Genomic DNA, 21384 nt, shown 5'->3' on the forward strand with positions numbered 1-21384 from the left:
GGCAGAAGCGGAAGCAGAGGCAGAGGCAGAGGCAGAAGGAGAGGCAGAAGCAGAGGCAGAAGCGGAAGCTTGGGCAGAAGCAGAGGCAGAAGCGGAAGCAGAAGCGGAAGCAGAAGCAGAAGCAGAAGCAGAGGCGGAAGCAGAAGCGGAAGCAGAGGCGGAAGCAGAAGCGGACGCAGAAGCAGAGGCAGAAGCAGAAGCGGAAGCAGAAGCAGAGGCGGAAGCAGATGCAGAAGCAGAGGCAGAAGCAGAAGCGGAAGCAGAAGCAGAGGCAGAAGCGGAAGCAGAAGCAGAAGCAGAAGCGGAAGCAGAAGCAGAAGCAAATAATAGTTTTGATAATAATAGAATTATTGCAAATACAGGGCATAACGTAATGATCGGCTATTGCGATAATAATGCTTCATTCTTAGCTATTGCACTATCTCAAATCGCATTACTTGAAGCTTTAAGAGGAAATCAAAGCTCTAGTAATGATGATTTATTAATTGCAAGCTTGAAAAATTCACTTCAGCAAATGAACCAAGAAGGAAACAGCAATCGTCAAGCAATCCTGGATGCTATTAAACACCTCAAAAAAGAAGATTAAAATAAGAAAAGGAGGAGATTAGATGGCTAAAAGGAACGTATCACGATGCAGTATTCCAGCTAAAGGAAAAGAAAAATTACTTGTAAAAATTAAGAATAGCAACGAAGAAAATAGCCGGACATTTAAGCTAAATGCTTATGATAAAGATTCAGAAACTAAAGATTCACTCTCGATTAATGATAAGCATACGTGCGAAGATACCCTAGGACCTGGATCCGAGAAAATATATAGAGTTGATGCAGCAGTGGTTAATACCAAGGTAGTTTTGGAAATTATTCAGGAAAAGGGCGGTTCTGGAATTTCTGTATCCAGCAAAAATAGAGGTTCATTAAACGCGCTAATTACTTTAAAATAAATAATGGAGCCGGTATTAAGGAAGCTTTTGTTTCCTATTAATCCGGCTCTTATTCTATTATGCAAAAAGAAAGATGATTTGTATTTCAAAAAGAAAGAATCTGGGGTGAGCTGCAGCGATTTGGTGATATAAACAAAAAAGCTGACAAAAAAGCGGGATGACGTGTAAGGTTGCACGTCATCCCGCTTTTTTCTCGAGAAAATCGAGATGATTTAGTTAAAAGGATACACATAAATATATGAAATTGAGTAAAAAAATACCATGGATATTTTGATGGAAGAAGCTATAATCACTGTAGAAATACACCTTTTTTATGGCAGTAAAATTACAAAAAAGGAGTGGCAGTTTTGGATAGGAAAAGATTTGCCTATTGGATGATCCCTCTTGGGAAGTGCTGTCTATACTACAGGGCAGCCGGATGCAGTGAGCGGCAAGAACCAATCCGCCTTAAAAGGGCAATATTATCTCGAAGACGTGGTAAAAATTTATGTACCATCCACCTATAATGTTGACCAGCCAATTGATAATACTCCATATGTGAACAAAACTCTAGAAAAATTCTCGGGAATGTTTGGAGGGGCAACAGCTGTTGATGGAACAGGAGCATGGCTATCTGATGACGAGCAGCTTGTAAAGGAGAAAATAACCATCGTGTACAGCTTTGCAGAGGATCTTGACAAGAAAAAGATTAAGCAGGTAGTGGACTATGCCAGGGCTTTAAAGGAAGAAATGAAACAATCATCCGTATCACTTGAAGTCAACGGAAAGATGTATTTTGTTGAATGACTATCAAAAAGAGAGGCTGGAAGGTGTGTATCCTTCCAGCCTCTCTTCTTGCTTCTCCAATAACTTTATTTTAAGGCTAATGATTCCTTCAGCCAGTTCTTCCCCTCAACAATCCGGCTGACCATCATGGCCGATACCGTGTTGCCGGCTGAATTCAGGAGGGTAGCCGGTGCATCAATGACCGTAGAGATGACTGCGATGATCGGCAGCACTTCAGGCGGGAAGCCGAACACACTCAAAATGAGCATCTCGCCAATCATTCCGCCACCAGGGATGGCCCCCATAACAGCTCCGACCAGGAATGAAACAGCCAGGATAGTAAGAATGCTTGTCATACTCGACATGTCTTTCCCGAACAAGCTGAACAGGAACACAATCTTAAAGACTCCGCCAAGAACAGAGCCATCTTTATGCGTGTTGGCCCCTAGCGGGATCATGGTTTCTGCAATGTCCTGCGGAACGCCCATCTTTCTGACAGCAGCAAGGTTAATCGGAATACAAGCCGCACTCGAGCATGTGGCAATCGCACTGACAGAAGGAGTGATTGCATTTTTCCAGAACACCTTGACCCCATCTTTTCCGCCAGCCGCAAAGGCATACAGCGTAAAGAAGCCAAAGAAGTAGATTAGAGTCAACACCAGATAAAGAACAAATACACGTACATATCCGCCGAGAATCTGCGGGCCAAGCTCACCAATGATCGTCGCGAAGTAGCAGCCAAGACCGATTGGCGCATAGTACATCACAAATCCAACGATCTTCATCATGACGGCTGAACCGGATGTAAGAAGGTTTGCAATCGGTTTTCCTTTTTCACCTGACATCGCTGTTGCCAATCCGAATAAAATCGAGAACACAATCAGCTGCAGCATGTTGCTCTTTGAGAACAGCATCTGGAAATCAGGAACCGTAAAGGCCTGAACCAGCTGGCCCAGGAACGTGACTTCTTCTGCCTCAGGATCGATGGCCGCCTCCGTCATGATGCTCTTAATGGCAGAGACGTCTGTATTTTTCAGGGGATCCACAATGGAAATCCCGATGAAGCCCAGGATGGCGGAAATGACAGCCGTAATAAAAAACACGGTGAAAATCCCGGCCATGATCTTCCCAAGCCTTTTCATTCCGCTCATATTCGCAAGGCTCGATGCGATGCTGAAAAAGACAAGCGGGACAATGATCATAAACAATAAATTTAAAAATAAATCCCCAAACGGCTTCACAACCGCAGTCTTCGGGCCAAAAACCACTCCGGCAACTCCGCCGATCAGGATGGAGAGGAGCAGGAAGATGGTTAGTTTGTAATTTGCAAAAACCTTTTTCATGAAGTCTCAACCTTTCTGTGTATTTCAATACTCTATTATATAATTAAATCGTGCCTCAAAAGAAGGCTGCTGGAATATTTCTTTATATTCTGTCTGATTCGCCTGCATCGGCCAAACACCATTTGCCTTCAATTATTAAATGTCTTACAGTTGAAATATCCAATAGTCGAAAGGGTGAAGAAAAACACATGATCATATAATCCTAGCTTTAGAGGAAGTCTATCACGTTGATCGAATAATAGAAGGCCTATTTTGATGAGAACTTAATAGATTATTTAACCCCGTCATAAAGTCTGGACGGGGTTATTTTAGCTCCGTTCTAATAGAATAAAATATTTGCCTGTAAATTTATAAAATTTATTGTTGTAATTTTAAGAATATTATTTATAATAAAGTTGAGAGGTGATTCAGGTGTCAGTTAAAAATGTGACTGAGGAAAAAGCACTAACTCCAAGAGGGATTGAAACTCGTGAAAAATTATTAAAAGCTGCTGAAGAGGTCTTTGGGCAGAAGGGATATTTTGAAACTTCCATCGTCAATATTTCACAGGAAGCCAAGGTTGCCCAGGGAACCTTCTATAACTATTTTCCTTCAAAGAAAGATATCTATGATGAGCTGATTCGCAGCTACAGCCGGGATTTGCGCATTGCGATTAAAGAAGGAATGGCAGGAAGTTCATCTTTTGAGGAAGCGCAGCGAAATGGCTTCTTTGCCTTCTTCAGCTGGGTCAAAAATCATCCGAATTTATACAGCATTGTCCAGCAGGCGGTTGTGGTGGATCAGGAGCTGTTCCGCTGGTATTACGGGAAGCTGGCCAATGGATTTTTAAAGAGTCTATCTCAAGGGATTGAAGCGGGAGAGTTTAAGAACCTGGACCAGGAGACAGTTGCTTACTGCTTAATGTCGATTGGACAGTTCCTCGGCATGAGATGGGTGTATTGGGAAAAGAAAGAAGTTCCTGAAGAAGCATTTGATGCGGCGATGACACTTATCTTCCAGGGATTAAAAAAGTAAAGAGGGGGAGTTCGATGAAAGGAATTGCCTATTGGATTCAGAAATGGGCATTTACACATCCAGATCGAACAGCAGTCATAACAGATAACGAAAAGGTGTCCTACAGGCAGCTGGATAAAATGATCGATTCAGCTGCTGTGAAAATTCATGAAAAGCTGCAGGGGAAAAAAGGGGAACGCATCGCCATTCTGTCGCACAACCGGATTGAATACATAGTCCTCCTATTTGCCATCGCAAAGGCAGAATGTGTGGCCGTCCCGCTCAATATTCGGCTAAGTGCGAAAGAGCTTATTTTTCAGCTCAACGACAGCGGCTCAAAGCTGATCTTTGCCGAAAAAGAAAATGCAGAGTTTGCAGCCTCCCTTTTTGAACAAAGCGAATTAGAATCTATGGAGTTTATGGAGGATTTATGCGAGGGTACTCAAACGTGCTTTGCTAATGAGAATCCAATTGACGAGGAAGCTCCATACATTATCTGCTACACCTCCGGTACCACCGGCAAACCGAAAGGGGCCGTGCTGACACAGAGCAATATGTTCTGGAATGCGGTGAATAATAAGCTTGCGATCGATTTAACGTCAGAGGATCGCTGTATCGTGCTCCTTCCGCTGTTTCATATTGGGGGAATCGGGCTGTTTGCCTTTCCGTCCTTGTTTTCAGGCGGAACCATTGTCATACCAGGCAAGTTTGAGCCTGAAAAAGCGCTCGATATGATTGAAAAACATAAAGTGACCATTGTGATGGGAGTTCCGACCATTCATCAGGCACTGCTGACAAGCCCATCATTCAAAACGGCTGATTTAAGCACAGTCCGCTGGTTCTATAATGGAGGAGCACCATGTCCGCGAGAATTAATAGATGCCTATTTTGATAGAGGATTCCTCTTCGGACAGGGCTTTGGAATGACGGAGACGTCTCCTACACTATTCATGCTCACAAAAGAAGACGCACCGCGGAAGAGAGGGTCCATCGGCAAGCCGGTGTTATTTTCCGAATATAAGCTGATCGATTCAGAGGGCAAAGCTGCTGCAAAAAGTGAAGTTGGCGAGCTTGCGGTGAGAGGGCCAAATATCATGAAGGAATATTGGAACCGGCCTGATGCCACTGAGGATGCACTGAAAGATGGATGGCTTCTGACAGGGGATTTAGCCAAAACGGATGATGAAGGATTCCTTTTCATTGTAGGAAGGAAAAAAGAAATGATCATTTCCGGCGGTGAAAATATCTATCCTCTTGAAGTAGAGCATGTGATCAGCCAATTAAAAGATGTTGCTGAGGTTGCCGTGGTTGGGAATGCTGACCCACTTTGGGGTGAAGTGCCTGAAGCGTTTATTGTCAAAGAAAATGGAAGCGCTTTAACGGAGGATGATGTTATTCAATACTGTCACGGGAATCTCGCAAAATATAAGATTCCAAAGAAAGTTACATTCTTAAAAGAGCTGCCGAAAAATGCCACGGGAAAAATACAGAAAACACAACTTTTAGTAAGAGGGTGAAAAGGTGATCAGTTATAGTGTCGGCCAGCAGGCCTCCTGCAGCAAAACCATTACAGAAACAGACTTTGTGATGTTTGCAGGGTTGAGCGGCGATTTCAACCCGGTCCACATAGACGGGGAATACGCCAAAAAAACGAGGTTCAAACAGCGGATCGCTCATGGTCTCTTAACATCCAGTTTATTATCCCAGCTATTGGGTGTGCATCTGCCCGGAAAAGGATCCATTTATGTTGAACAGACCATCCGGTTTAAGGCGCCAGTTTTTATAGGCGATACGATTACCGCAAAAGGAACGGTTCAGGAGATTGACAGCGATAGGCGAATACTGTCTCTGCTGACAGAGTGCTTCAATCAGGATGGAACACTAGTTTTGACGGGCACGGCCAAGATGATGGTGCCTGAGGATGGAGGGGTAATCTGATGGGAATTGGCATTAAAGCAACAGGAGCATTTTTTCCTCCTGGAATTGAAACGGCAGCCGATCTGGCTGTAAAGACGGGCATACCTGAACAGGTGATTATCGAAAAGTTCGGTTTGGTCCAAAAGCATGTTGCAGATGATGGTCTCCATGCCTCCGACTTGGCCATTGCAGCGGGAAGGCAGGCGATCGAAGGGATTGACCCGCTGTCCATCGATGTTGTGATTTATTTTGGCAGTCCTCATAAGGACTATTACGTCTGGTCAAGCGCTCCGAAAATACAGCATGAATTAGGGGCGAAAAATGCCTATGCGTTTGAAATCATGAATGTCAGCTCCTGTTTTCCGATTGCGTTGAAGGTAGCAAAAGACATGATTGTTTCAGACCATTCGATCCAAAACATCCTGCTGGTTGGGGGATGTAAAGAATCGCAGATCGTAGATTATGAGAATCCGCGGTCACGGTTCATGTTCAACTTTGCGGATGGAGGCACTGCTGCACTGGTCACCAGGGATTCCTCGCAGAGTGAAATACTCGAAAGTGCCATCCTGACAGACGGATCCTTTCATGATGATGTCCGAACGCCTGCTGGGGGGTCCAAGCATTTTGCCAGCCGCGAAACAGTTGAAAAAAACCTTCATTATATTGATGTGAAGGATCCGCAATCCATGAAAGAAAGACTCGATCCTGTATCGATTGCAAATTTTGATCATGTAGTTCGCGAAGCACTCCATAGAAGCGGTTATACTCCTCAAGATATGAAACTCCTATTGCCATTGCACACCAAACGTTCCATGTTCAAAGAACTCTTACAATCACTCGAACTTCCAGAAGAAAAAGCAATTTACTTAAATCACCATGGCCACATGTCTTCACTTGACCCATGCATAGGGCTGCATTTTGCACAGGAACAGGGACTTTTGAATCCTGGAGACTTAGCGGTAGCAGTCAGTGCGGGAACTGGGTATACGTGGGCTGCGACTGTTGTGCAGTGGAAATGAATTAGAAGGATTCATAGATAAGCAGCAAGATTTTACATGGCCTAAGAAAATGAAAATAGGGGGAATGGCTATGAAATTCAAGTTAAACGGCTTTAAATCACTATTAATGCTTGGAATTGCACTCACTCTTATCATTACTTCCGGATGTTCCGGAGACACAGCGAGTTCAGAAGAAGAAACGGTCAAAATTGGTGTGCTTGCTTCCTTAACCGGTCCGCTAGAGACCTACGGAAAGCAAACAGTTGCTGGATTTGAACTGGGGCTCGATTATGCAACCGAGGGGTCCAATGAAGTCGCAGGCAAAAAGATCGAGTTCATAGTGGAAGATACGGAAACAAAGCCTGATGTGGCTGTAAGAAAAGCAACCAAGCTTCTGGAAGAGGATGAAGTGGATTTCTTAGTGGGTTCATCAAGCTCTGGTGACACACTGGCTGTACTGCCGCTCGCTGAAGAATACGAAAAGATCATGGTGGTGGAGCCTGCGGTTGCTGATAGCATCACCGGCCAGAACTGGAACAAGTATATCTTCAGGACTGGAAGAAATTCATCTCAGGATGCCGTTGCCGGTGCAGCTGCAATCGCTGAAAAAGATGTCAAAATCGCAACCTTCGCACAGGATAATGCTTATGGACGTGAAGGAATCGCGGCATTTAAAGAAGGTGCCGAGAAGCTCGGGGCCACCATTGTGAATGAACAGTATGCAGACCCGAATTCCACTGATTTCACAGCGAATATTCAAAGTATCATAAATGAAAAGCCTGATTACCTTTATATCGTCTGGGCAGGATCCAATGCTCCATGGAAACAGTTAAAGGATATGCAGCTGGAAGAGCAGGGAATTAAAATATCCACTGCAGCGCAGGACATTGCTTCCTTAAAGACGATGGATTCTCTGATTGGCATGAGCGGCTTTTCCATTTACTATCACACCCTTCCTGATAATGAAGTAAACGACTGGCTGGTGGAAGAGCATAAGAAAAAGTTTGACGGTGTGATTCCTGACCTGTTTACTGCCGGCGGAATGACAGCTGCCATATCCATTGTGGAGGCTCTAAAGAAAACAGAAGGAGACAAAGATGTGGATGGCCTGATTAGCACGATGGAAAACATGGAATTTGAGACACCGAAAGGAACGATGAAATTCCGGGCAGAGGACCATCAGGCATTGCAGTCCCTGTATGCAGTAACTCTCGAGGAACAGGAAGGCGTGGATCATCCGGTGCCGGTCCTGATCAGGGAATTGAATATGGAAGAAACCGAGCCGCCAATCCGAAATGACCAATAAAAATTCAGAATATATATGGGAGGGTGCGCCAAGTTGAAGAATATTCTGGAAACAAAAAGCCTATCTGTTTCCTTTGGCGAGCATGATGTCATTAAAGAAGTGAACCTGGAAATAGAGCGAGGGAAGCTGACTTCGATCATTGGGCCAAATGGGGCGGGCAAGACCACTCTTTTTAACTTGCTGAGTGGCCAGATCGTCCCGACAATGGGAGAGATTTATTTTAAGAAAGACAATATAACCAAGCTCTCTGTACCATTACGGGCGAGAAGGGGCATCGGCCGCTCCTTCCAGCTCACCAATATTTTTCCGGAGCTGACTGTACTTGAAAATATCAGGCTGGCTATCCAGTCATCGAGCAAAGATTATTATTCGATCTTTCCGAGGCTTTCGTTCATGAGCCGCCAGCAGGATGAAGCAAAAGCGGCCATGGAGCGGTGTATGCTGGACGGAAAGGAAGATGTACTGGCACAGGATCTGGCACACGGGGAAAAAAGAAAACTGGAGCTGGCCATGCTGCTGGCTCTAAAAACAGAACTGCTTCTGCTCGATGAGCCGACAGCAGGCATATCGATTGAAGAGATCCCTGCCATTCTGGAAGTGATTGAGAACATTAAGAAGGAAGGCATGTACACGATTGTCTTAATCGAACACAAAATGGAAATGATCATGCATCTGTCCGATACCCTTGTGGTGCTGTTCAATGGAGAGCTCCTGGCCAGCGGCAATCCGAAGGAAATTATTAAGGATCAAAGGGTTCAGACGGCATATTTAGGAGGCTTGCACCGTGAGTCTATTAAAACTGGATAATCTGGAGACCTATTTGGGTCAATATCACATTCTTCAGGGTGTGTCCATGTCTGTGGAAGAGGGAAGCATCACCGTTCTCTTCGGGAGAAATGGCGCAGGCAAAACGACAACGCTGCGCACCATCATGGGATTTAACCCATCCACCATGGGTTCCGTGCATTATCACGATCAGAAGATCAGCGGAATCCCTACCCACCTGATCTCCAGAAAAGGAATCGGCTATGTGCCGGAAAATCAGGGGATATTCAGTGCACTGACAGTAGAAGAAACCCTGAATCTGGCCAAGGCAAAGAGCACAGGTGAGACAGAGGAAAAAATGGAGTGGATGCTGGAGCTCTTCCCGGATTTGAAGAAGTTCTGGAGCAAGAAAAGCGGTTTGCTTTCTGGCGGCCAAAAGCAGATGCTGGCGATTGCTAGGGCCTATATCAATGGAGATGGACTGCTTCTGATTGATGAGCCAAGTAAAGGACTGTCACCCATTATGGTTGAAAAACTCATGGAATCGATTCTGAAAATGCAAGAAAAAACGACGATTCTGCTTGTGGAGCAGAACTTCCTGATGGCAAGCGAGATCGGCGATTACTTTTACATTATGGACGACGGAAAAATAGTCCATGATGGCTGGATGCAGGATCTGAAGGAAGACAAGGAAACCTGCCAGAAATACTTAGGCATCGCGTAAGCAGTGAAGGGGGCTGGAAATGGAAGTCTTTATTAATTTATTGGTCAATGGGGTTTCAACAGGGCTTTTGATATTCCTTCTGGCTGCTGGACTTACCTTAATCTTTGGACTGATGAGTGTATTGAACTTTGCCCATGGCGGATTATTCGTCTGGGGCGCTTTCTCGGGAGCATGGATTTTTAAAGAAACAAACAGTTTTCTATTAGCGATAGCGGGTGCAGTTGCTGTCGGAATGGTCTTGGGCTGGGTATTGGAGAGATTCCTGATCCGTCCTGTCTATGGGAATCATGTGAGGCAGCTGCTGATTACATTAGGCGGGATGCTGGTATTATCGGAAAGCATCAAGGTCTTCTGGGGGCCAAACCCGATAAGGGTAAACCTGCCAGCGTGGCTTGAAGGGAGCTATCAGTTTGATGGAATCATCATCATAAAATACCGTGTGTTTGTGATTGTGGTTGGACTGCTGCTGTATCTGGCATTATGGCTTTTGCTAAGCCGTACGCAGATTGGACTTATGATCAGGGCTGGAGTACTGGATAAGGAAATGGTTCAGGCGCTTGGAATTAATGTGAAGGGACTTTTTACATTCGTTTTCCTGCTCGGTGCTGGATTGGCTGCATTAGGCGGAGCGCTATTGGCACCGTATTCCGGAGTCGTTTTTGCGGAAATGGGTATGCAGTATGCCATATTGGCTTTCATTGTGGTCATTATTGGCGGGATGGGCAGCCTGCAGGGATCGGCACTGGCTTCCCTGATCGTAGGAGTAGCAGGTGCGTTTATGGCTTATTATATTCCTGATTTGTCATTGGCATTGAATATGCTCCTATTGGCCATCGTTTTATTAGTAAAACCAACAGGGCTGCTGGGAGAAAAGGGGAGTGCCGTATGAGAGGGGTATTTCATAAAGTGCCGCTGTATTGGGGGCTTGCGATTCTGCTGTTTATGATGATGTTCCCCTTTGTTAACGACTCCCGAAGCACACTGATTTTACTTGCACAAATTTTCATTTTTGCCATATTTGCGATGAGCTTTGATATTCTGTTAGGGTATACCGGCATTGTTTCCTTTGGACATTGTATGTTTTTTGGGATAGGCGCATATAGCACGGCCCTCATTTTTAATAAGCTGGATGCAACTCTGCCAAACTTTTTAATCGGATTGGTTATAGGCATCATCCTATCCGCTTTGGTTAGCTATATCATTGGTCTATTATCCTTAAGACTCAAAAGCCACTTTTATGCCATGCTGACATTGGCTGTATCACAGCTTTTTCTTGTACAGAGAAGTGGAGGGGGCTGACACATGGCGGTGACGGATTTACCTTCAGTGTGCCTGACGTATTCAAAGACCGTACTTCCTTCTATTACATTACACTCATTAGTGTAGCCGTTGTTTTCATCCTGCTGAAGCTTTTTACAGAATCGTCCACTGGAAAAGTGTTAAAAGCCATTTCCCAGAATGAAAATCGTGCAGAAGCACTGGGGTATCAAACACTTCATTATAAACTGATTGCCAGCGTGACGGCTGGAGTGGCAGCTTCTTTCAGCGGGGCTCTTTATGCAGTGTCACTCCGGTTCATTAATACTAATGTCTTTTCTATTGAAGTTACCCTCGATGCTCTCTTAATGACGATGATTGGGGGAATTGGAACCCTGGCTGGTGCTATTGCAGGAGCGGGGATCATCGAATTCTTAAGACATTATCTTTCAGAGCTTGCGATGACTTACCCCATTTTTGAACGATGGACCATTATCCTCGGGTTCCTATATATAGTGGTGCTCCTCGGGTTCCCTTCCGGTTTGGCAGGTGTTATTAAAAAGTTCACGTTGAAAAAGGGGAGAAAGGAGAGGAAGAAAAGGGAAATGGAGAGGGCTGCTTAGTATGGGATAAGAAGATTCTTTAAACCTTGCCATCATGGTAAGGTTTTTTTGCTACAAAAAATTCATATCTCATTCGACAATATTCGCGTGAAACGGAGGAGTGAATTCTATATAGTTGAAAGTGTTCCTGATACATTATAGATGCCGGTGCTGACGCTGGTACGTTTTATAGAAATGAGGTGTAGGGATGAGGACTTTAAAGATTAAAGAATTAACACTGGACGAGCTGGAGCTGCTTGAACAGGATCTTCACGAAAACGGAGAAAAAAGCGATTATGGCTTTTACATGCAGCTGGTGATCGTTTACGAAACGATGTATAAAAAACTAAAAAGCTTAGCCAGAAACAGCGGTCCGGAACATGATTATGCACTTCAGTACACGAAGAAACTGCTTGTTTCCCATCTTATTAAATTCGGAACATATATTAAAATGAATCATTTCAAGGATGACGGTGATGCTGTAGAGTCACTAATCAAGGCCATCAATCTGGAGAAAAAGCTCCCAGTCGCTTACTATCGTTTGGGCTTCTTGGCTTATAAGCACGGCAAGTACGGTTCGGCTATCCGCTATTTCCAGCAGTCACTGGATAAGCATCTGCTGGGTGATCCAAACTACGCCCTTAATCAGCAGCAGGAATTCCATGCGCATATGTATCTGGCCAATAGCGCATTGTATGTCGCCAGCCAGACCTATGAAACGATGGGAAAGCTTCCTTATTCACCGTCGGAACAGCTGCCGAACTTAGAGCTGTCACCATTATTTGAAACATTGTCATCGAATGAAAAATACCTTCATAACCACGCGTTCTATAAAATCACAAAAAATAATACCGAAACATGTTCAAAGGAAGCATGTGAAGCCCTCTATGAAAACAGTGAACCCAATGAACTGGTCCTGTACTTAAATGACCGTGAAAATATTCTCTTATTTAATGGGGAGGAAGTCATTATCACCCCAACCCAGGCCAATATGATCAGACACTTCCTGCTCTCATCCAGCAAGGAGAATCCATGCACGAGAATGACCATGCGTGATTTCTATGGCAGAACGGGCACCGATGGAGAGGTGAAAAAGAACACCTTTATCAAATCTATTGAAAGACTGAGAGTAACTTTAAGGTCCATAGATATACCTGAAATAATTGATGTTACTCAGTACAGGGGAGAGACTGCCTATTATTTTAATGAGTCGGTTCCTTTTACTGTTTTATTCAGGGTGGATGATGCTATTGGGGATGATTATGTCAGCGGATGAAGGGATGTCAGTTTGTTTGCTGAAAAATATTAAAAGAAAATAACCGCAGCCAGCAATCACTTTGCTGGCTGCGGTCTTTTTCATTCCTGAATATTAATTAACGGTTCTAAATCCATCTGGTATTTAACCTTGATCTCCATATTTCTCCATTTTCCCCTCCATTCTTTTTTCTCTATCGGCCTTGAGAATGGGGTTAATGTTCTGGCTCCAATGTCTAATGGGTCGGTTTGCCACTCCTGGTTTTTTTGCAGAAATGCTTTGGTTTGGGTTTCAAGATGGGATTTAATTTCGTTCGTGATCTCTGCTAAATCATCCAAATCATTAAGATTCTTCTCACCCTGATACTCATCTATTCTGCCTTTCAGCTCTACTTTGAAATTCATTTCTGTTAGGTCCTGGCTGAAGGTGACATCTACATTTGTGCGCACATGGCCTAATACGACAGATAGTTTTGGTATGGGAAGGTATTTTAAATAATAATCATTCCCTATAAGCTGGTAGATTTCATCATCTGAATCAGTAACGACAGAGATTAGCTTGTCATTTTGAAAAATAGCTGTACCTTCATAATTGAAATTTCCATTCTCTGCCTTGAACACTGGCAGGATTGGATCAGAAAAGGGGGAATACAGCTTTTGCATGAATTGATGCAGATTTACAATCGACAGCTGGCCTTGCCGCTTTCGCTCGTAGTGTTTTAACATGCGATAAAGGAAGTAATCCAGGTTTTCCTGGCTTTCTATTTCTTCCTTAATATAATCTTTAACATCACCCTGAACGATAACGAGATAGAGTCGCTGAGAAATGTCAGGATCCGTAAATATGGTATTAATAATTGGCCTCAATCCTTTTTTTTGCAAGCTCTTCATTAAGTAACATAACCCGAAGCTGCCCAACCTTCAACTCTCTGTAATACCTTAGGTTAAAGCCTTTTCCGCTTTGCTTCAGCAGGTCTACCTGCATAGTCAGGATGCGTTTTTTTTCCTGAACTAAAGGAGGTACGACTGTGGTTGCCTCAAGCTTTCCCTCTTCTGCGGCATCCAGTGACCAAAAAATCACTGGAGCAATTTCTTCAATTTCGTTATTTTCCAGATAAGGAGAACATCCAGTGATCAAGATCACACAGTATACTATAGTCATCCATATAGACTTTTTTAAATATGCCATATTTTATAAGCCCCTCTTTTTTCTGCTGAAAATAAGAAGGAATAAGGGAACCAGAAGGTACGTAAGGGAACTGCACCATATTTCAAGATTAAGCAATATGCTTTGATGTTCTTCTCTCCAGATCCATTTGTTTGCGGCAATTAGCCATACTGTGGCGATGATGCAGATGATTTGAATTCCCCATTTGGAATGACTGGTTTGCAGCTTTTTCCCTAAAATGCGGAGAGCGCCATAGAAACACAGCAAAAAGATTGAAACAGCAAACACTAAATTGAAGATATTCAAACATATCAAAATGATATCAACTCTTTCAAATATTGGAGATTGAAGATATCTAACCATCGTAACAATAGGAAATTTGCTTAGGCTTAAGAACTTGGATCCAAAAAAGAATAGAGAGGCTATAAATAAAACCAGGTTTTCTAACACTGATAATGTATTGGCAAATGTAAAATATTTAATAAAGCTGCCTCTTGGGTTCAGTAAATGAGCGATACAAACGATATATTCCGGACCGGACAAAGATGACCATATGAGAAGCAAGCCCTTCCAGGAAATATTTGACCAATCTTCAGGAATTAAAGGATATAGGTCGGGAAGTGAAGCAATGGGCGGCATGAAAAAAGGATAAAAAAGCAAAATAATCCATATGGAACAGAGAAAGGCGATTACGGAAAAACGGATGGCATTACCCATTCCCAGTGATGCTGTATAGCAGCAAACTGCCATGATAAATACAATCAGCCAATTTGGCCAATAACGCTTTATAAGTGGCCAGCAAGATTGATTCATCTTATGGGCAGACTAACTTCATTTGAAGGAAATAGCAGCGAACCTTTTTATAGAACAAGTGGGATGCCATTAATCCGAGGTAAGAATAGAGGAAATTCAGGGACGATGGTTCCTCTATATGGCTGAAGAGTATAATAAGTGGAAAAATTATTAAGATGAAAACGGATAATTAGTTGAAACTGTTGGGAAAGCAGTTTCTTTTTTTTGCTCACACCTAAGGACGATTGAGGAGCCTAATCAGCGGTTTTTATAACCTGTCGATTAGGCTCCTTTACAAGAAGAATCAAAAATGGCTGTCACATCTCGGTGTTAAGATGATGTGTCCTTCTAAGTGCCTGCTTCAGTTTTGGAACGAGGAAAAAGGCTAAAGCCGTTACGGCCAAGTCGAGAGGAAGATAGGCAAGCATCCAGCTCCAGGCCATAAGGTAGCTAAATCCTGCCGGTGCATCTGCCCAAAGAAGAAGAGCCAAATACATCCAGTTGGTTCCAATTATGTAGTTGCAAAAAAGGCTTAAAGTTCCTGCCATAAAATAATGCTTTGGTTTAATCAGTTGAGAATCCCCAACCCATTTTCCAGCAACATAGGCAACAGCCACAAAAGACAGCACAAAGCCAAAGGTCGGGCTTAATAACTGGGCAGGCCCTCCTTTAAACTGGGCAAAAACAGGTGCACCTATTAAACCGACAAACACATAGACCAGCATAGCAATGGATCCTTTTCTGCTCCCTAACACTGCTCCGGCTAAAATAGCAAAGAGAAGCTGCAAAGTAATAGGAACACTCCCGATCATGAGAAATGGTGATAGATTTGCGCCCACGCCCATCAAAGCCGCAAAAAGACCGCAAAGAACCAAATCTTGAGTCTTTAAATCTTTCATATAAACCTCCTTTTGTGTTAACCAAAAATATTTTAGGTTAACAATAAGTTGAATATAATATTCTCATATGTTAACTTAATTGTAAATATGGTTAACATAAAAAGGAGGAATAGTTATTAGAAGTCTCTTTATTACAGGCACAGATACGGATGCAGGAAAAACGACAGCTGCCGCTCTTCTTTTAGCCTATTTAAAAAAGAAAGGCATCCAGGCGACTGCCTATAAGCCCGTGCAAAGTGGTGCTGAAATGATTGATGGCGTGCTTTCTGCACCAGATGTGGAGTTTTATAAACTGGCCAATCCGGAATTAGCCGCTTCCACTACATATCTTTTAAAAAAACCATGTTCCCCGCATCTGGCCGCGAGGGAAGAGGAAGTACAAATAGAGGTTAATAAGATCATTGAGCATTATCAGCGGCTGTCAAGGGAGAATGAATTTGTATTAATAGAAGGCGCTGGCGGAGTCTTCGTTCCTTTAAGGGACGATGGATACAGCATGCTTGATTTAATGAAAGAACTGTCTGCTCCAGTTGTGATTGTGGCAAGGAGCGGGGTTGGCACAATCAACCACACCGTTCTGACCGCTGAAAGATTAAAACAAGAAGGGATCAATGTGATCGGCGTTATCATGAATCAGATGACAATAGAGGATACAAAGGTTGAGCAGGACAACATACGAATGATTGAGCTTATGACCAGGGTTCCTGTGTTAGGGATGATCCCCTATTTAGAAAATCCATTATCCGCCTTTTGTGATTCAGAAATGCTTGAACATCTATTTTCAAAGCTGATGGAGGTGGACAGGAATGAATGAGCAGGCAAATCTGTTAGAAAGCAGCATGAAGCATCTATGGCTTCCGTTTACACAAATGACAGACTATGAGAAAGATCCGCTGATCATTGAAAGCGGGGAAGGGATCATTCTGAAGGATATGAATGGGAAGGAATATCTGGATGGATACTCCTCACTTTGGCTAAATGTGCACGGCCACCGGAAAAAGGAATTGAATGAGGCGATAATGGAGCAGCTTGATTTAATCGCACATTCCACACTTTTAGGAGCAGCGAATGTGCCTGCCATCCGGCTTGCTGAGAAGCTTATAGAAATCACACCGGCGAATTTGCAGCGGGTATTCTATTCGGATTCCGGGGCAACTTCAGTAGAAATCGCCATCAAAATGGCCTATCAATATTGGCAAAATAAAGGAAAACAAAAGAAAAAGAAATTCGTCACGCTCACGAACAATTATCATGGAGATACAATTGGAGCCATCAGTATCGGGAAGGTTGATTTATTCCACCGTGTGTATGGATCATTAATGTTTCCAACCTTAAAAGCTCCATTCCCTCTCCAATACCGCAGTCCTTATTCAGGTGAAGCAGAAGTTAAAGAAAGGGCATTAACAGACCTAAGGGCCATTTTCCGGGATCATCATGAAGAAATTGCAGCCATAACACTCGAACCGCTTATCCAGGGAGCAGGCGGCATGAATGTCATGCCTGGTGGCTATCTTAAAGGGGTAGAAGAGCTATGCCGTGAATTTAATATCCTTTTAATTGCGGATGAGGTAGCGACAGGCTTTGGCCGGACAGGAAAGATGTTTGCAGTCGAGCATGAAGGCGTTCAGCCGGATATCATGACCGTTGCGAAAGGGATCACAGGCGGTTATCTTCCGCTTGCTGCCACACTCACGACAGAGGAAATTTATCAGGAGTTTTATGGGGAATATGAAGAAATGAAAACCTTCTTCCATGGGCATTCCTATACAGGCAATCAGCTCGGATGTGCAGTCGCCTTGGCTAACCTGGAAATCTATGAAAAAGAAAACCTAGTCGAACAAGCCGCAAGAAAAGCAGAAGTCATTCAATCTGAATTAACTGCATTAGAAAGCCTCAAGCATGTTGGAGACATCCGCCAATTAGGACTGATGTGCGGCATTGAGCTGGTTCAGGATAAAGAAACAGGGAAGCCTTTCCCGTGGGAAAGCCGAATGGGGTACCATTCAACACTGGAAATGAGAAAAAGAGGAATGCTGACAAGACCGCTTGGGGATGTAATCGTCTTTATGCCGCCTCTGGCGAGTACTAATGATCAAATCAGGAAAATGATTCAAATCATGAGCGATTCGATTGAAGCCGTGACTGAAAAAGAAAAGTCGTTTGTTTGACAGGAAACAATTTTTGACATAACTAAATTGGTGCCGGATCCCCAGTAAAGCATTACATTACCGGAGGACTGGCATCAAATTTGTTAAATTCATTTCTCTTCATACGTCTAAAAACCCTCTCACAAAATAGTGCATTATTTGCAACTCTAAAAACCTTATTTTTATGTTCTTCATCATAAATGATTTAAAGGTCGACCTCGATATACTGCCATATTCATCTTATTTATCCGGAAAAGAACATCCTTTTTCTATATCAAAGGGAAATAATGTGTTACATTTTTCTTATTTTGATTATTCTGTTGATGGGTATTTATTACTGTTTTATCCAAAAGTGTAAAAATAATCATATTCGTAATAAAATTACTCTAATTTTTAGTGTAAAGTATAAAAAAGTTTCTGATATTGTCAGTCTCCCTCACCTGCAGGATGGGGAGTTTTCGGCACATGTAAGGAGAGCGGAACTTCACCGACGAAATACGGTTGATGATCTTATGACCTTTGACAGCCAGCAAACACTGGCACTTGATCCAATTGAGCAGGATCTTCATCTGATGCAGACATACATCGATGAAATTTCCAGCCTCTTTCAAAGTGGAAATCTCAGCATTTCCGGCTATTCTGTCAAGCAGCTTCACTCCAGCCCAGTCTATGGAGAGCTTTTAGAAGGCCTCAGGCATAAAGCAGGAAATTCCATGCGTTCTCCGGAATTCTTTAAAGAGCTGGGCGTAACTGCTTTTGGTCAGATTCTGCCGCCCGGCGCTTATTCTATTTTGGCTATCTGGCAGAGTACCTACGAAAGAAAGACCATCCACTATCAGTTAAGTGCCTTGAAGGCTTTAGCAGAGCTAAACAGTAACGAAATCAGCCCTGAGGAATTCGTCTCCCTGAGCGGCCGGGAAATCCTTACTGTTGATGTCATAGACGAGTATGGCATCGGCAGCGAGAATCAGGGCGGAAAGTTTCATTTATACGAGGACGGCCGGATTGTCAGGGAATTCTATGGAGAAAAAGGAAAAGCCTACGAATTCGTCGACTCCATTCCAGAAGACCGAGTGGGAGGAGTGCGGGATTAGAGGGCTATAAGCAAACTCATAAATTTACAGCACATTTTAGAGGGTTTGAAGTAAAAGCACAGCGTTCAATATCGCATATGTCTGATAAACAATTGATACACTCATTTAAAAAAGGTTACTCACCAAAGGATGGAGCAAATGATACAATTGTACTCCATCATCATGAACAAAAAGTTGAGGGACCAATAATTGAAATGCCTAGCAGATATCATGATTTAGGTAATAAAAGACAACCTCCATTTGGAAATTCGGGTGGAGTTGGCAGTGGAGAAGCTAGGCTAGAATTCAATAACTGGCGTAAAGAATATTGGAAGGCAAGATATGTTAATGAAATGATTAAAAGGGGGATTATTGAATGAAGGTAGAAATATTAAATGCCATCGATGAAGAGTTTGTAATGTGCCCGGAAGCCTTTGGAGGGCCTCTTACTATTGAGGAAGTAATCCAAGCAGAAAATGAACTAAAAGTAAAATTGCCAGAAGACTATAAAGAATTTCTTTTGAAGTATGGTTCTGGAGCAGTGGGTGAGGCTATTGTATTGGGATTGAAAGAGGCTGAGTTTGTTGCGACACCATCATTTGTAGAGAAATCACTACATTTTAGAAAGGTACTCCCTAAAGGGTATGAGAATTTTACTGCCATTGGTATAGACGGTGCAGGAAATCCAATAGGCTTTATTTCCCCTGAAACAGAAATTATTACATTTGACTTTAATTTCGGCGGGAAAGAAATTATAGCAGAGAGTTTTGAGGAATACCTAGAAAAAGCAATCCGTAAAGAATTAAATGTACAATTTTAATATCCAGAATATTAGTTATAGCAAGATAAACAAAGAAATTAATATTTAACTATAAGCACTTGATTGCACCCTAGGTCAGATTCTGCCGCCTGGTGGCTATTCCATTTGGGCTATCTGGCAGAGCACATTTACAAAAAAGACAATCGACTATCAGTTAAGAGCCTTGAAAGCTTTAGCAGAGCTAAAGATTAAAGCCTCCCCTTACACCGCAAAGTATAGTGCTTGTGGCTTTAGTCAACAAGAATACTAAATATTCAACTTCACTGAATACCCGAATAGAAGTTTAATAATCAACAGCCCCCTTATTCATTTAATATAGGGGGCTGTAAGTGTTGAGGGCTATTTAGTAAATCCTCCAGTGCCAGATCCAGGGTGGAATGATTCTCAGATTCCAGCCAGCTTTCTGGAATGAGGAGGTAAGAGCAGCCGCCGCTGTGTAAATAACGGTAAATAATATGTGCTGCATTGATTTCATGTCTGCTAATTTCTCCGGCCGCATTTGCTTCATCTTTTTTTAAATAAGCTAAGATGTCCGCTTTTATTTTTTCGCTGATGCTGCCTGCTATTGCATATCTGTGGCTGAACAGAATCTCCGTCCTTTTTATAAGGAAAAATTTAATCGATGAATCTGTTACTTTTTCAATCGCAGCGATATTATGATTTTCTTCCGTGAATTCGATCACTTTTTCTTTTTTTAACAGGGAACTTACTGCCTGTATATGATCCCGATAGGCGGAGGCCGCTTCAAAATCAAATGCATCAGAGGCGTTCAGCATCATCTGATTCATGTCCTCCAGAATACTCATATCAGTGCCTTTCAGAAAACCGATAAACCTGTCCAGGATGTCATTGTACTGCTGTTCCGCAGGCCCGCCAAGACACCGGCCAAGGCATGCGCCTAAGGAATAATTCAGGCAGGCGGAGTTCGTTCCATTGGGATTGCTGCAGTTCAGCTTAAAGCATTCCTTTAACGCCCGGATAGCTTCTTCCACTTTTCTTCGGCTTGTATAAGGGCCAAAATAAACCTTGCCATCATTCTCAATGGGATTAAAGGCAATATCAATTTTACGATGATTGCCGGTAAGGCTGATCGAGATATAAATGAATGACTGCGGACTCTTCATCATTCGATTATAGAGCGGCTTAATGCTTTTAATTAATTGGCATTCAAGCATAAAAGCTTCGAATTCAGTATCTGTCAGGATATAGTCAAAATCCCTTAAGTGTTTGACCAGCTTTTTAATCTTGGGAGAATGATTATTGGAGTTCCGGAAATAAGACTGAACCCGATTCTTTAGATTCTTCGCCTTCCCCACATACAGAATTTGACCCTGCGAATCCTTCATCAAATACACGCCTGGAGTTAAGGGCAGGTTTTTCACCTTGTCAGGGAGATTAATAGCCATTCATTCCTTTACTAGAATATATATTTAGTATTTTATCATGGGATGGAATTTCATAGCTATTTCTCTGATTTTGGTTATGCCCATAAACTTTGCCTTTTTATAAAGAAAAAAAGCCTAAATCCTTCATTTGTCTAGCGAAGAATTAGGCTTGTTTTTTGTGACAACATTACTTTTAAAGTGAGAGGTAGTGCTAGTGCGTGAAAAAATAATAACT

At 42.8% G+C, this 21384-nt stretch carries 23 protein-coding genes and 1 pseudogene; 18 read left to right on the top strand and 6 right to left on the bottom strand.

What is annotated here, in order from left to right; all coding sequences use genetic code 11:
- The 3 genes from BFI01S_RS23730 to BFI01S_RS16545 form a co-directional block, all read left to right on the top strand.
- A partial coding sequence (locus BFI01S_RS23730; RefSeq protein WP_176572986.1) for a hypothetical protein occupies positions 1 to 586 on the top strand: 586 nt, incomplete at its 5' end.
- Positions 587 to 608: 22 nt separating this feature from the next.
- Entirely contained in the window at positions 609 to 941 is a 333-nt protein-coding gene (locus tag BFI01S_RS16540) for a hypothetical protein (RefSeq protein WP_061793591.1), read from the top strand.
- A gap of 384 nt (positions 942 to 1325) precedes the next feature.
- The gene (locus BFI01S_RS16545; protein WP_235831209.1) at positions 1326 to 1727 is read left to right on the top strand and encodes a hypothetical protein; all 402 of its coding nucleotides are present in this window, start codon (positions 1326 to 1328) and stop codon (positions 1725 to 1727) included.
- Between the two features lie 65 nt (positions 1728 to 1792).
- Here the strand turns inward: BFI01S_RS16545 and BFI01S_RS16550 are convergent, their stop codons facing one another.
- Positions 1793 to 3049: a dicarboxylate/amino acid:cation symporter gene (locus tag BFI01S_RS16550; protein WP_061793592.1), complete on the bottom strand. Its 1257-nt coding sequence runs from the start codon at positions 3047 to 3049 to the stop codon at positions 1793 to 1795.
- Positions 3050 to 3460: 411 nt separating this feature from the next.
- On the opposite strand from BFI01S_RS16550, the gene BFI01S_RS16555 reads away from it, so the two are divergent.
- From BFI01S_RS16555 to BFI01S_RS16600, 10 genes and pseudogenes are all read left to right on the top strand, one after another.
- Entirely contained in the window at positions 3461 to 4063 is a 603-nt protein-coding gene (locus BFI01S_RS16555; protein ID WP_061793593.1) for a TetR/AcrR family transcriptional regulator, read from the top strand.
- 14 nt (positions 4064 to 4077) lie between these two features.
- Positions 4078 to 5559: an o-succinylbenzoate--CoA ligase gene (locus BFI01S_RS16560; RefSeq protein WP_061793594.1), complete on the top strand. Its 1482-nt coding sequence runs from the start codon at positions 4078 to 4080 to the stop codon at positions 5557 to 5559.
- Positions 5560 to 5563: 4 nt separating this feature from the next.
- Positions 5564 to 5980 (top strand): MaoC family dehydratase, encoded by a 417-nt coding sequence (locus BFI01S_RS16565; RefSeq protein WP_061793595.1) that lies wholly within the window; start codon positions 5564 to 5566, stop codon positions 5978 to 5980.
- Entirely contained in the window at positions 5980 to 6978 is a 999-nt protein-coding gene (locus BFI01S_RS16570; RefSeq protein WP_061793596.1) for a 3-oxoacyl-ACP synthase, read from the top strand. The genes BFI01S_RS16565 and BFI01S_RS16570 overlap by 1 nt, the downstream gene beginning before the upstream one ends.
- A 106-nt stretch (positions 6979 to 7084) precedes the next feature.
- Positions 7085 to 8263 (top strand): substrate-binding domain-containing protein, encoded by a 1179-nt coding sequence (locus BFI01S_RS16575; protein ID WP_373682885.1) that lies wholly within the window; start codon positions 7085 to 7087, stop codon positions 8261 to 8263.
- 33 nt (positions 8264 to 8296) lie between these two features.
- Positions 8297 to 9070: an ABC transporter ATP-binding protein gene (locus tag BFI01S_RS16580; RefSeq protein WP_061793598.1), complete on the top strand. Its 774-nt coding sequence runs from the start codon at positions 8297 to 8299 to the stop codon at positions 9068 to 9070.
- Entirely contained in the window at positions 9048 to 9752 is a 705-nt protein-coding gene (locus BFI01S_RS16585) for an ABC transporter ATP-binding protein (protein WP_061793599.1), read from the top strand. The genes BFI01S_RS16580 and BFI01S_RS16585 overlap by 23 nt, the downstream gene beginning before the upstream one ends.
- 19 nt (positions 9753 to 9771) lie before the next feature.
- The gene (locus BFI01S_RS16590; RefSeq protein WP_061793600.1) at positions 9772 to 10641 is read left to right on the top strand and encodes a branched-chain amino acid ABC transporter permease; all 870 of its coding nucleotides are present in this window, start codon (positions 9772 to 9774) and stop codon (positions 10639 to 10641) included.
- Positions 10642 to 10682: 41 nt separating this feature from the next.
- Positions 10683 to 11632 (top strand): annotated as a pseudogene (locus tag BFI01S_RS16595) (branched-chain amino acid ABC transporter permease).
- A gap of 187 nt (positions 11633 to 11819) precedes the next feature.
- Positions 11820 to 12887 carry a tetratricopeptide repeat protein gene (locus tag BFI01S_RS16600; RefSeq protein ID WP_061793601.1) on the top strand — a complete coding sequence of 356 codons (1068 nt, stop codon included), beginning with the start codon at positions 11820 to 11822 and terminating at the stop codon, positions 12885 to 12887.
- 80 nt (positions 12888 to 12967) lie between these two features.
- Here BFI01S_RS16600 and BFI01S_RS16605 read toward each other — a convergent pair whose 3' ends face one another.
- The 4 genes from BFI01S_RS16605 to BFI01S_RS16615 all read right to left on the bottom strand — a co-directional run bounded on the left by BFI01S_RS16605 (position 12968) and on the right by BFI01S_RS16615 (position 15724).
- A complete protein-coding gene (locus BFI01S_RS16605; RefSeq protein ID WP_235831210.1) occupies positions 12968 to 13756 on the bottom strand; it encodes a Ger(x)C family spore germination protein in 789 nt (262 codons plus the stop codon).
- Entirely contained in the window at positions 13716 to 14054 is a 339-nt protein-coding gene (locus tag BFI01S_RS24075; protein ID WP_235831211.1) for a Ger(x)C family spore germination protein, read from the bottom strand. Before BFI01S_RS24075 ends, BFI01S_RS16605 begins: the two co-directional genes overlap by 41 nt.
- A gap of 3 nt (positions 14055 to 14057) precedes the next feature.
- Positions 14058 to 14846 carry a GerAB/ArcD/ProY family transporter gene (locus BFI01S_RS24615; RefSeq protein ID WP_082804548.1) on the bottom strand — a complete coding sequence of 263 codons (789 nt, stop codon included), beginning with the start codon at positions 14844 to 14846 and terminating at the stop codon, positions 14058 to 14060.
- 296 nt (positions 14847 to 15142) lie between these two features.
- The gene (locus tag BFI01S_RS16615; protein ID WP_061793603.1) at positions 15143 to 15724 is read right to left on the bottom strand and encodes a biotin transporter BioY; all 582 of its coding nucleotides are present in this window, start codon (positions 15722 to 15724) and stop codon (positions 15143 to 15145) included.
- Positions 15725 to 15854: 130 nt separating this feature from the next.
- On the opposite strand from BFI01S_RS16615, the gene bioD reads away from it, so the two are divergent.
- The 5 genes from bioD to BFI01S_RS16640 all read left to right on the top strand — a co-directional run bounded on the left by bioD (position 15855) and on the right by BFI01S_RS16640 (position 19764).
- A complete protein-coding gene (bioD, locus tag BFI01S_RS16620; RefSeq protein WP_235831213.1) occupies positions 15855 to 16538 on the top strand; it encodes a dethiobiotin synthase in 684 nt (227 codons plus the stop codon).
- Positions 16531 to 17892, top strand: coding sequence for an adenosylmethionine--8-amino-7-oxononanoate transaminase (bioA, locus tag BFI01S_RS16625; RefSeq protein ID WP_061793604.1), 1362 nt, complete (start codon positions 16531 to 16533; stop codon positions 17890 to 17892). The genes bioD and bioA overlap by 8 nt, the downstream gene beginning before the upstream one ends.
- Before the next feature lie 302 nt (positions 17893 to 18194).
- Positions 18195 to 18965, top strand: a complete 771-nt coding sequence (locus BFI01S_RS16630; protein WP_235831214.1) for a T7SS effector LXG polymorphic toxin — start codon at positions 18195 to 18197, stop codon at positions 18963 to 18965.
- A 77-nt stretch (positions 18966 to 19042) separates the two neighbouring features.
- Positions 19043 to 19324 (top strand): HNH/ENDO VII family nuclease, encoded by a 282-nt coding sequence (locus BFI01S_RS16635; RefSeq protein WP_061793605.1) that lies wholly within the window; start codon positions 19043 to 19045, stop codon positions 19322 to 19324.
- Positions 19321 to 19764 (top strand): SMI1/KNR4 family protein, encoded by a 444-nt coding sequence (locus tag BFI01S_RS16640; protein ID WP_061793606.1) that lies wholly within the window; start codon positions 19321 to 19323, stop codon positions 19762 to 19764. The genes BFI01S_RS16635 and BFI01S_RS16640 overlap by 4 nt, the downstream gene beginning before the upstream one ends.
- A gap of 302 nt (positions 19765 to 20066) precedes the next feature.
- Here BFI01S_RS16640 and BFI01S_RS16645 read toward each other — a convergent pair whose 3' ends face one another.
- Positions 20067 to 21170: a GIY-YIG nuclease family protein gene (locus tag BFI01S_RS16645; RefSeq protein WP_206698040.1), complete on the bottom strand. Its 1104-nt coding sequence runs from the start codon at positions 21168 to 21170 to the stop codon at positions 20067 to 20069.
- Positions 21171 to 21384: the final 214 nt, after the last annotated feature.

The organism is Cytobacillus firmus NBRC 15306 (assembly GCF_001591465.1).
GTDB lineage: Bacteria > Bacillota > Bacilli > Bacillales > Cytobacillaceae > Cytobacillus > Cytobacillus firmus.

Bases quoted from the DNA above. Each gene is read 5' to 3' on its own strand.
- BFI01S_RS16540 (WP_061793591.1), top strand. From the start codon at position 609: ATGGCTAAAAGGAACGTATCACGATGCAGTATTCCAGCTAAAGGAAAA.
- BFI01S_RS16550 (WP_061793592.1), bottom strand. From the start codon at position 3,049: ATGAAAAAGGTTTTTGCAAATTACAAACTAACCATCTTCCTGCTCCTC.
- BFI01S_RS16560 (WP_061793594.1), top strand. From the start codon at position 4,078: ATGAAAGGAATTGCCTATTGGATTCAGAAATGGGCATTTACACATCCA.
- BFI01S_RS16570 (WP_061793596.1), top strand. From the start codon at position 5,980: ATGGGAATTGGCATTAAAGCAACAGGAGCATTTTTTCCTCCTGGAATT.
- BFI01S_RS16575 (WP_373682885.1), top strand. From the start codon at position 7,085: ATGCTTGGAATTGCACTCACTCTTATCATTACTTCCGGATGTTCCGGA.
- BFI01S_RS16590 (WP_061793600.1), top strand. From the start codon at position 9,772: ATGGAAGTCTTTATTAATTTATTGGTCAATGGGGTTTCAACAGGGCTT.
- BFI01S_RS16600 (WP_061793601.1), top strand. From the start codon at position 11,820: ATGAGGACTTTAAAGATTAAAGAATTAACACTGGACGAGCTGGAGCTG.
- BFI01S_RS16605 (WP_235831210.1), bottom strand. From the start codon at position 13,756: ATGAAGAGCTTGCAAAAAAAAGGATTGAGGCCAATTATTAATACCATA.
- BFI01S_RS24075 (WP_235831211.1), bottom strand. From the start codon at position 14,054: ATGGCATATTTAAAAAAGTCTATATGGATGACTATAGTATACTGTGTG.
- BFI01S_RS24615 (WP_082804548.1), bottom strand. From the start codon at position 14,846: ATGAATCAATCTTGCTGGCCACTTATAAAGCGTTATTGGCCAAATTGG.
- BFI01S_RS16615 (WP_061793603.1), bottom strand. From the start codon at position 15,724: ATGAAAGATTTAAAGACTCAAGATTTGGTTCTTTGCGGTCTTTTTGCG.
- bioA (WP_061793604.1), top strand. From the start codon at position 16,531: ATGAATGAGCAGGCAAATCTGTTAGAAAGCAGCATGAAGCATCTATGG.
- BFI01S_RS16630 (WP_235831214.1), top strand. From the start codon at position 18,195: ATGGGTATTTATTACTGTTTTATCCAAAAGTGTAAAAATAATCATATT.
- BFI01S_RS16635 (WP_061793605.1), top strand. From the start codon at position 19,043: ATGTCTGATAAACAATTGATACACTCATTTAAAAAAGGTTACTCACCA.
- BFI01S_RS16640 (WP_061793606.1), top strand. From the start codon at position 19,321: ATGAAGGTAGAAATATTAAATGCCATCGATGAAGAGTTTGTAATGTGC.
- BFI01S_RS16645 (WP_206698040.1), bottom strand. From the start codon at position 21,170: ATGGCTATTAATCTCCCTGACAAGGTGAAAAACCTGCCCTTAACTCCA.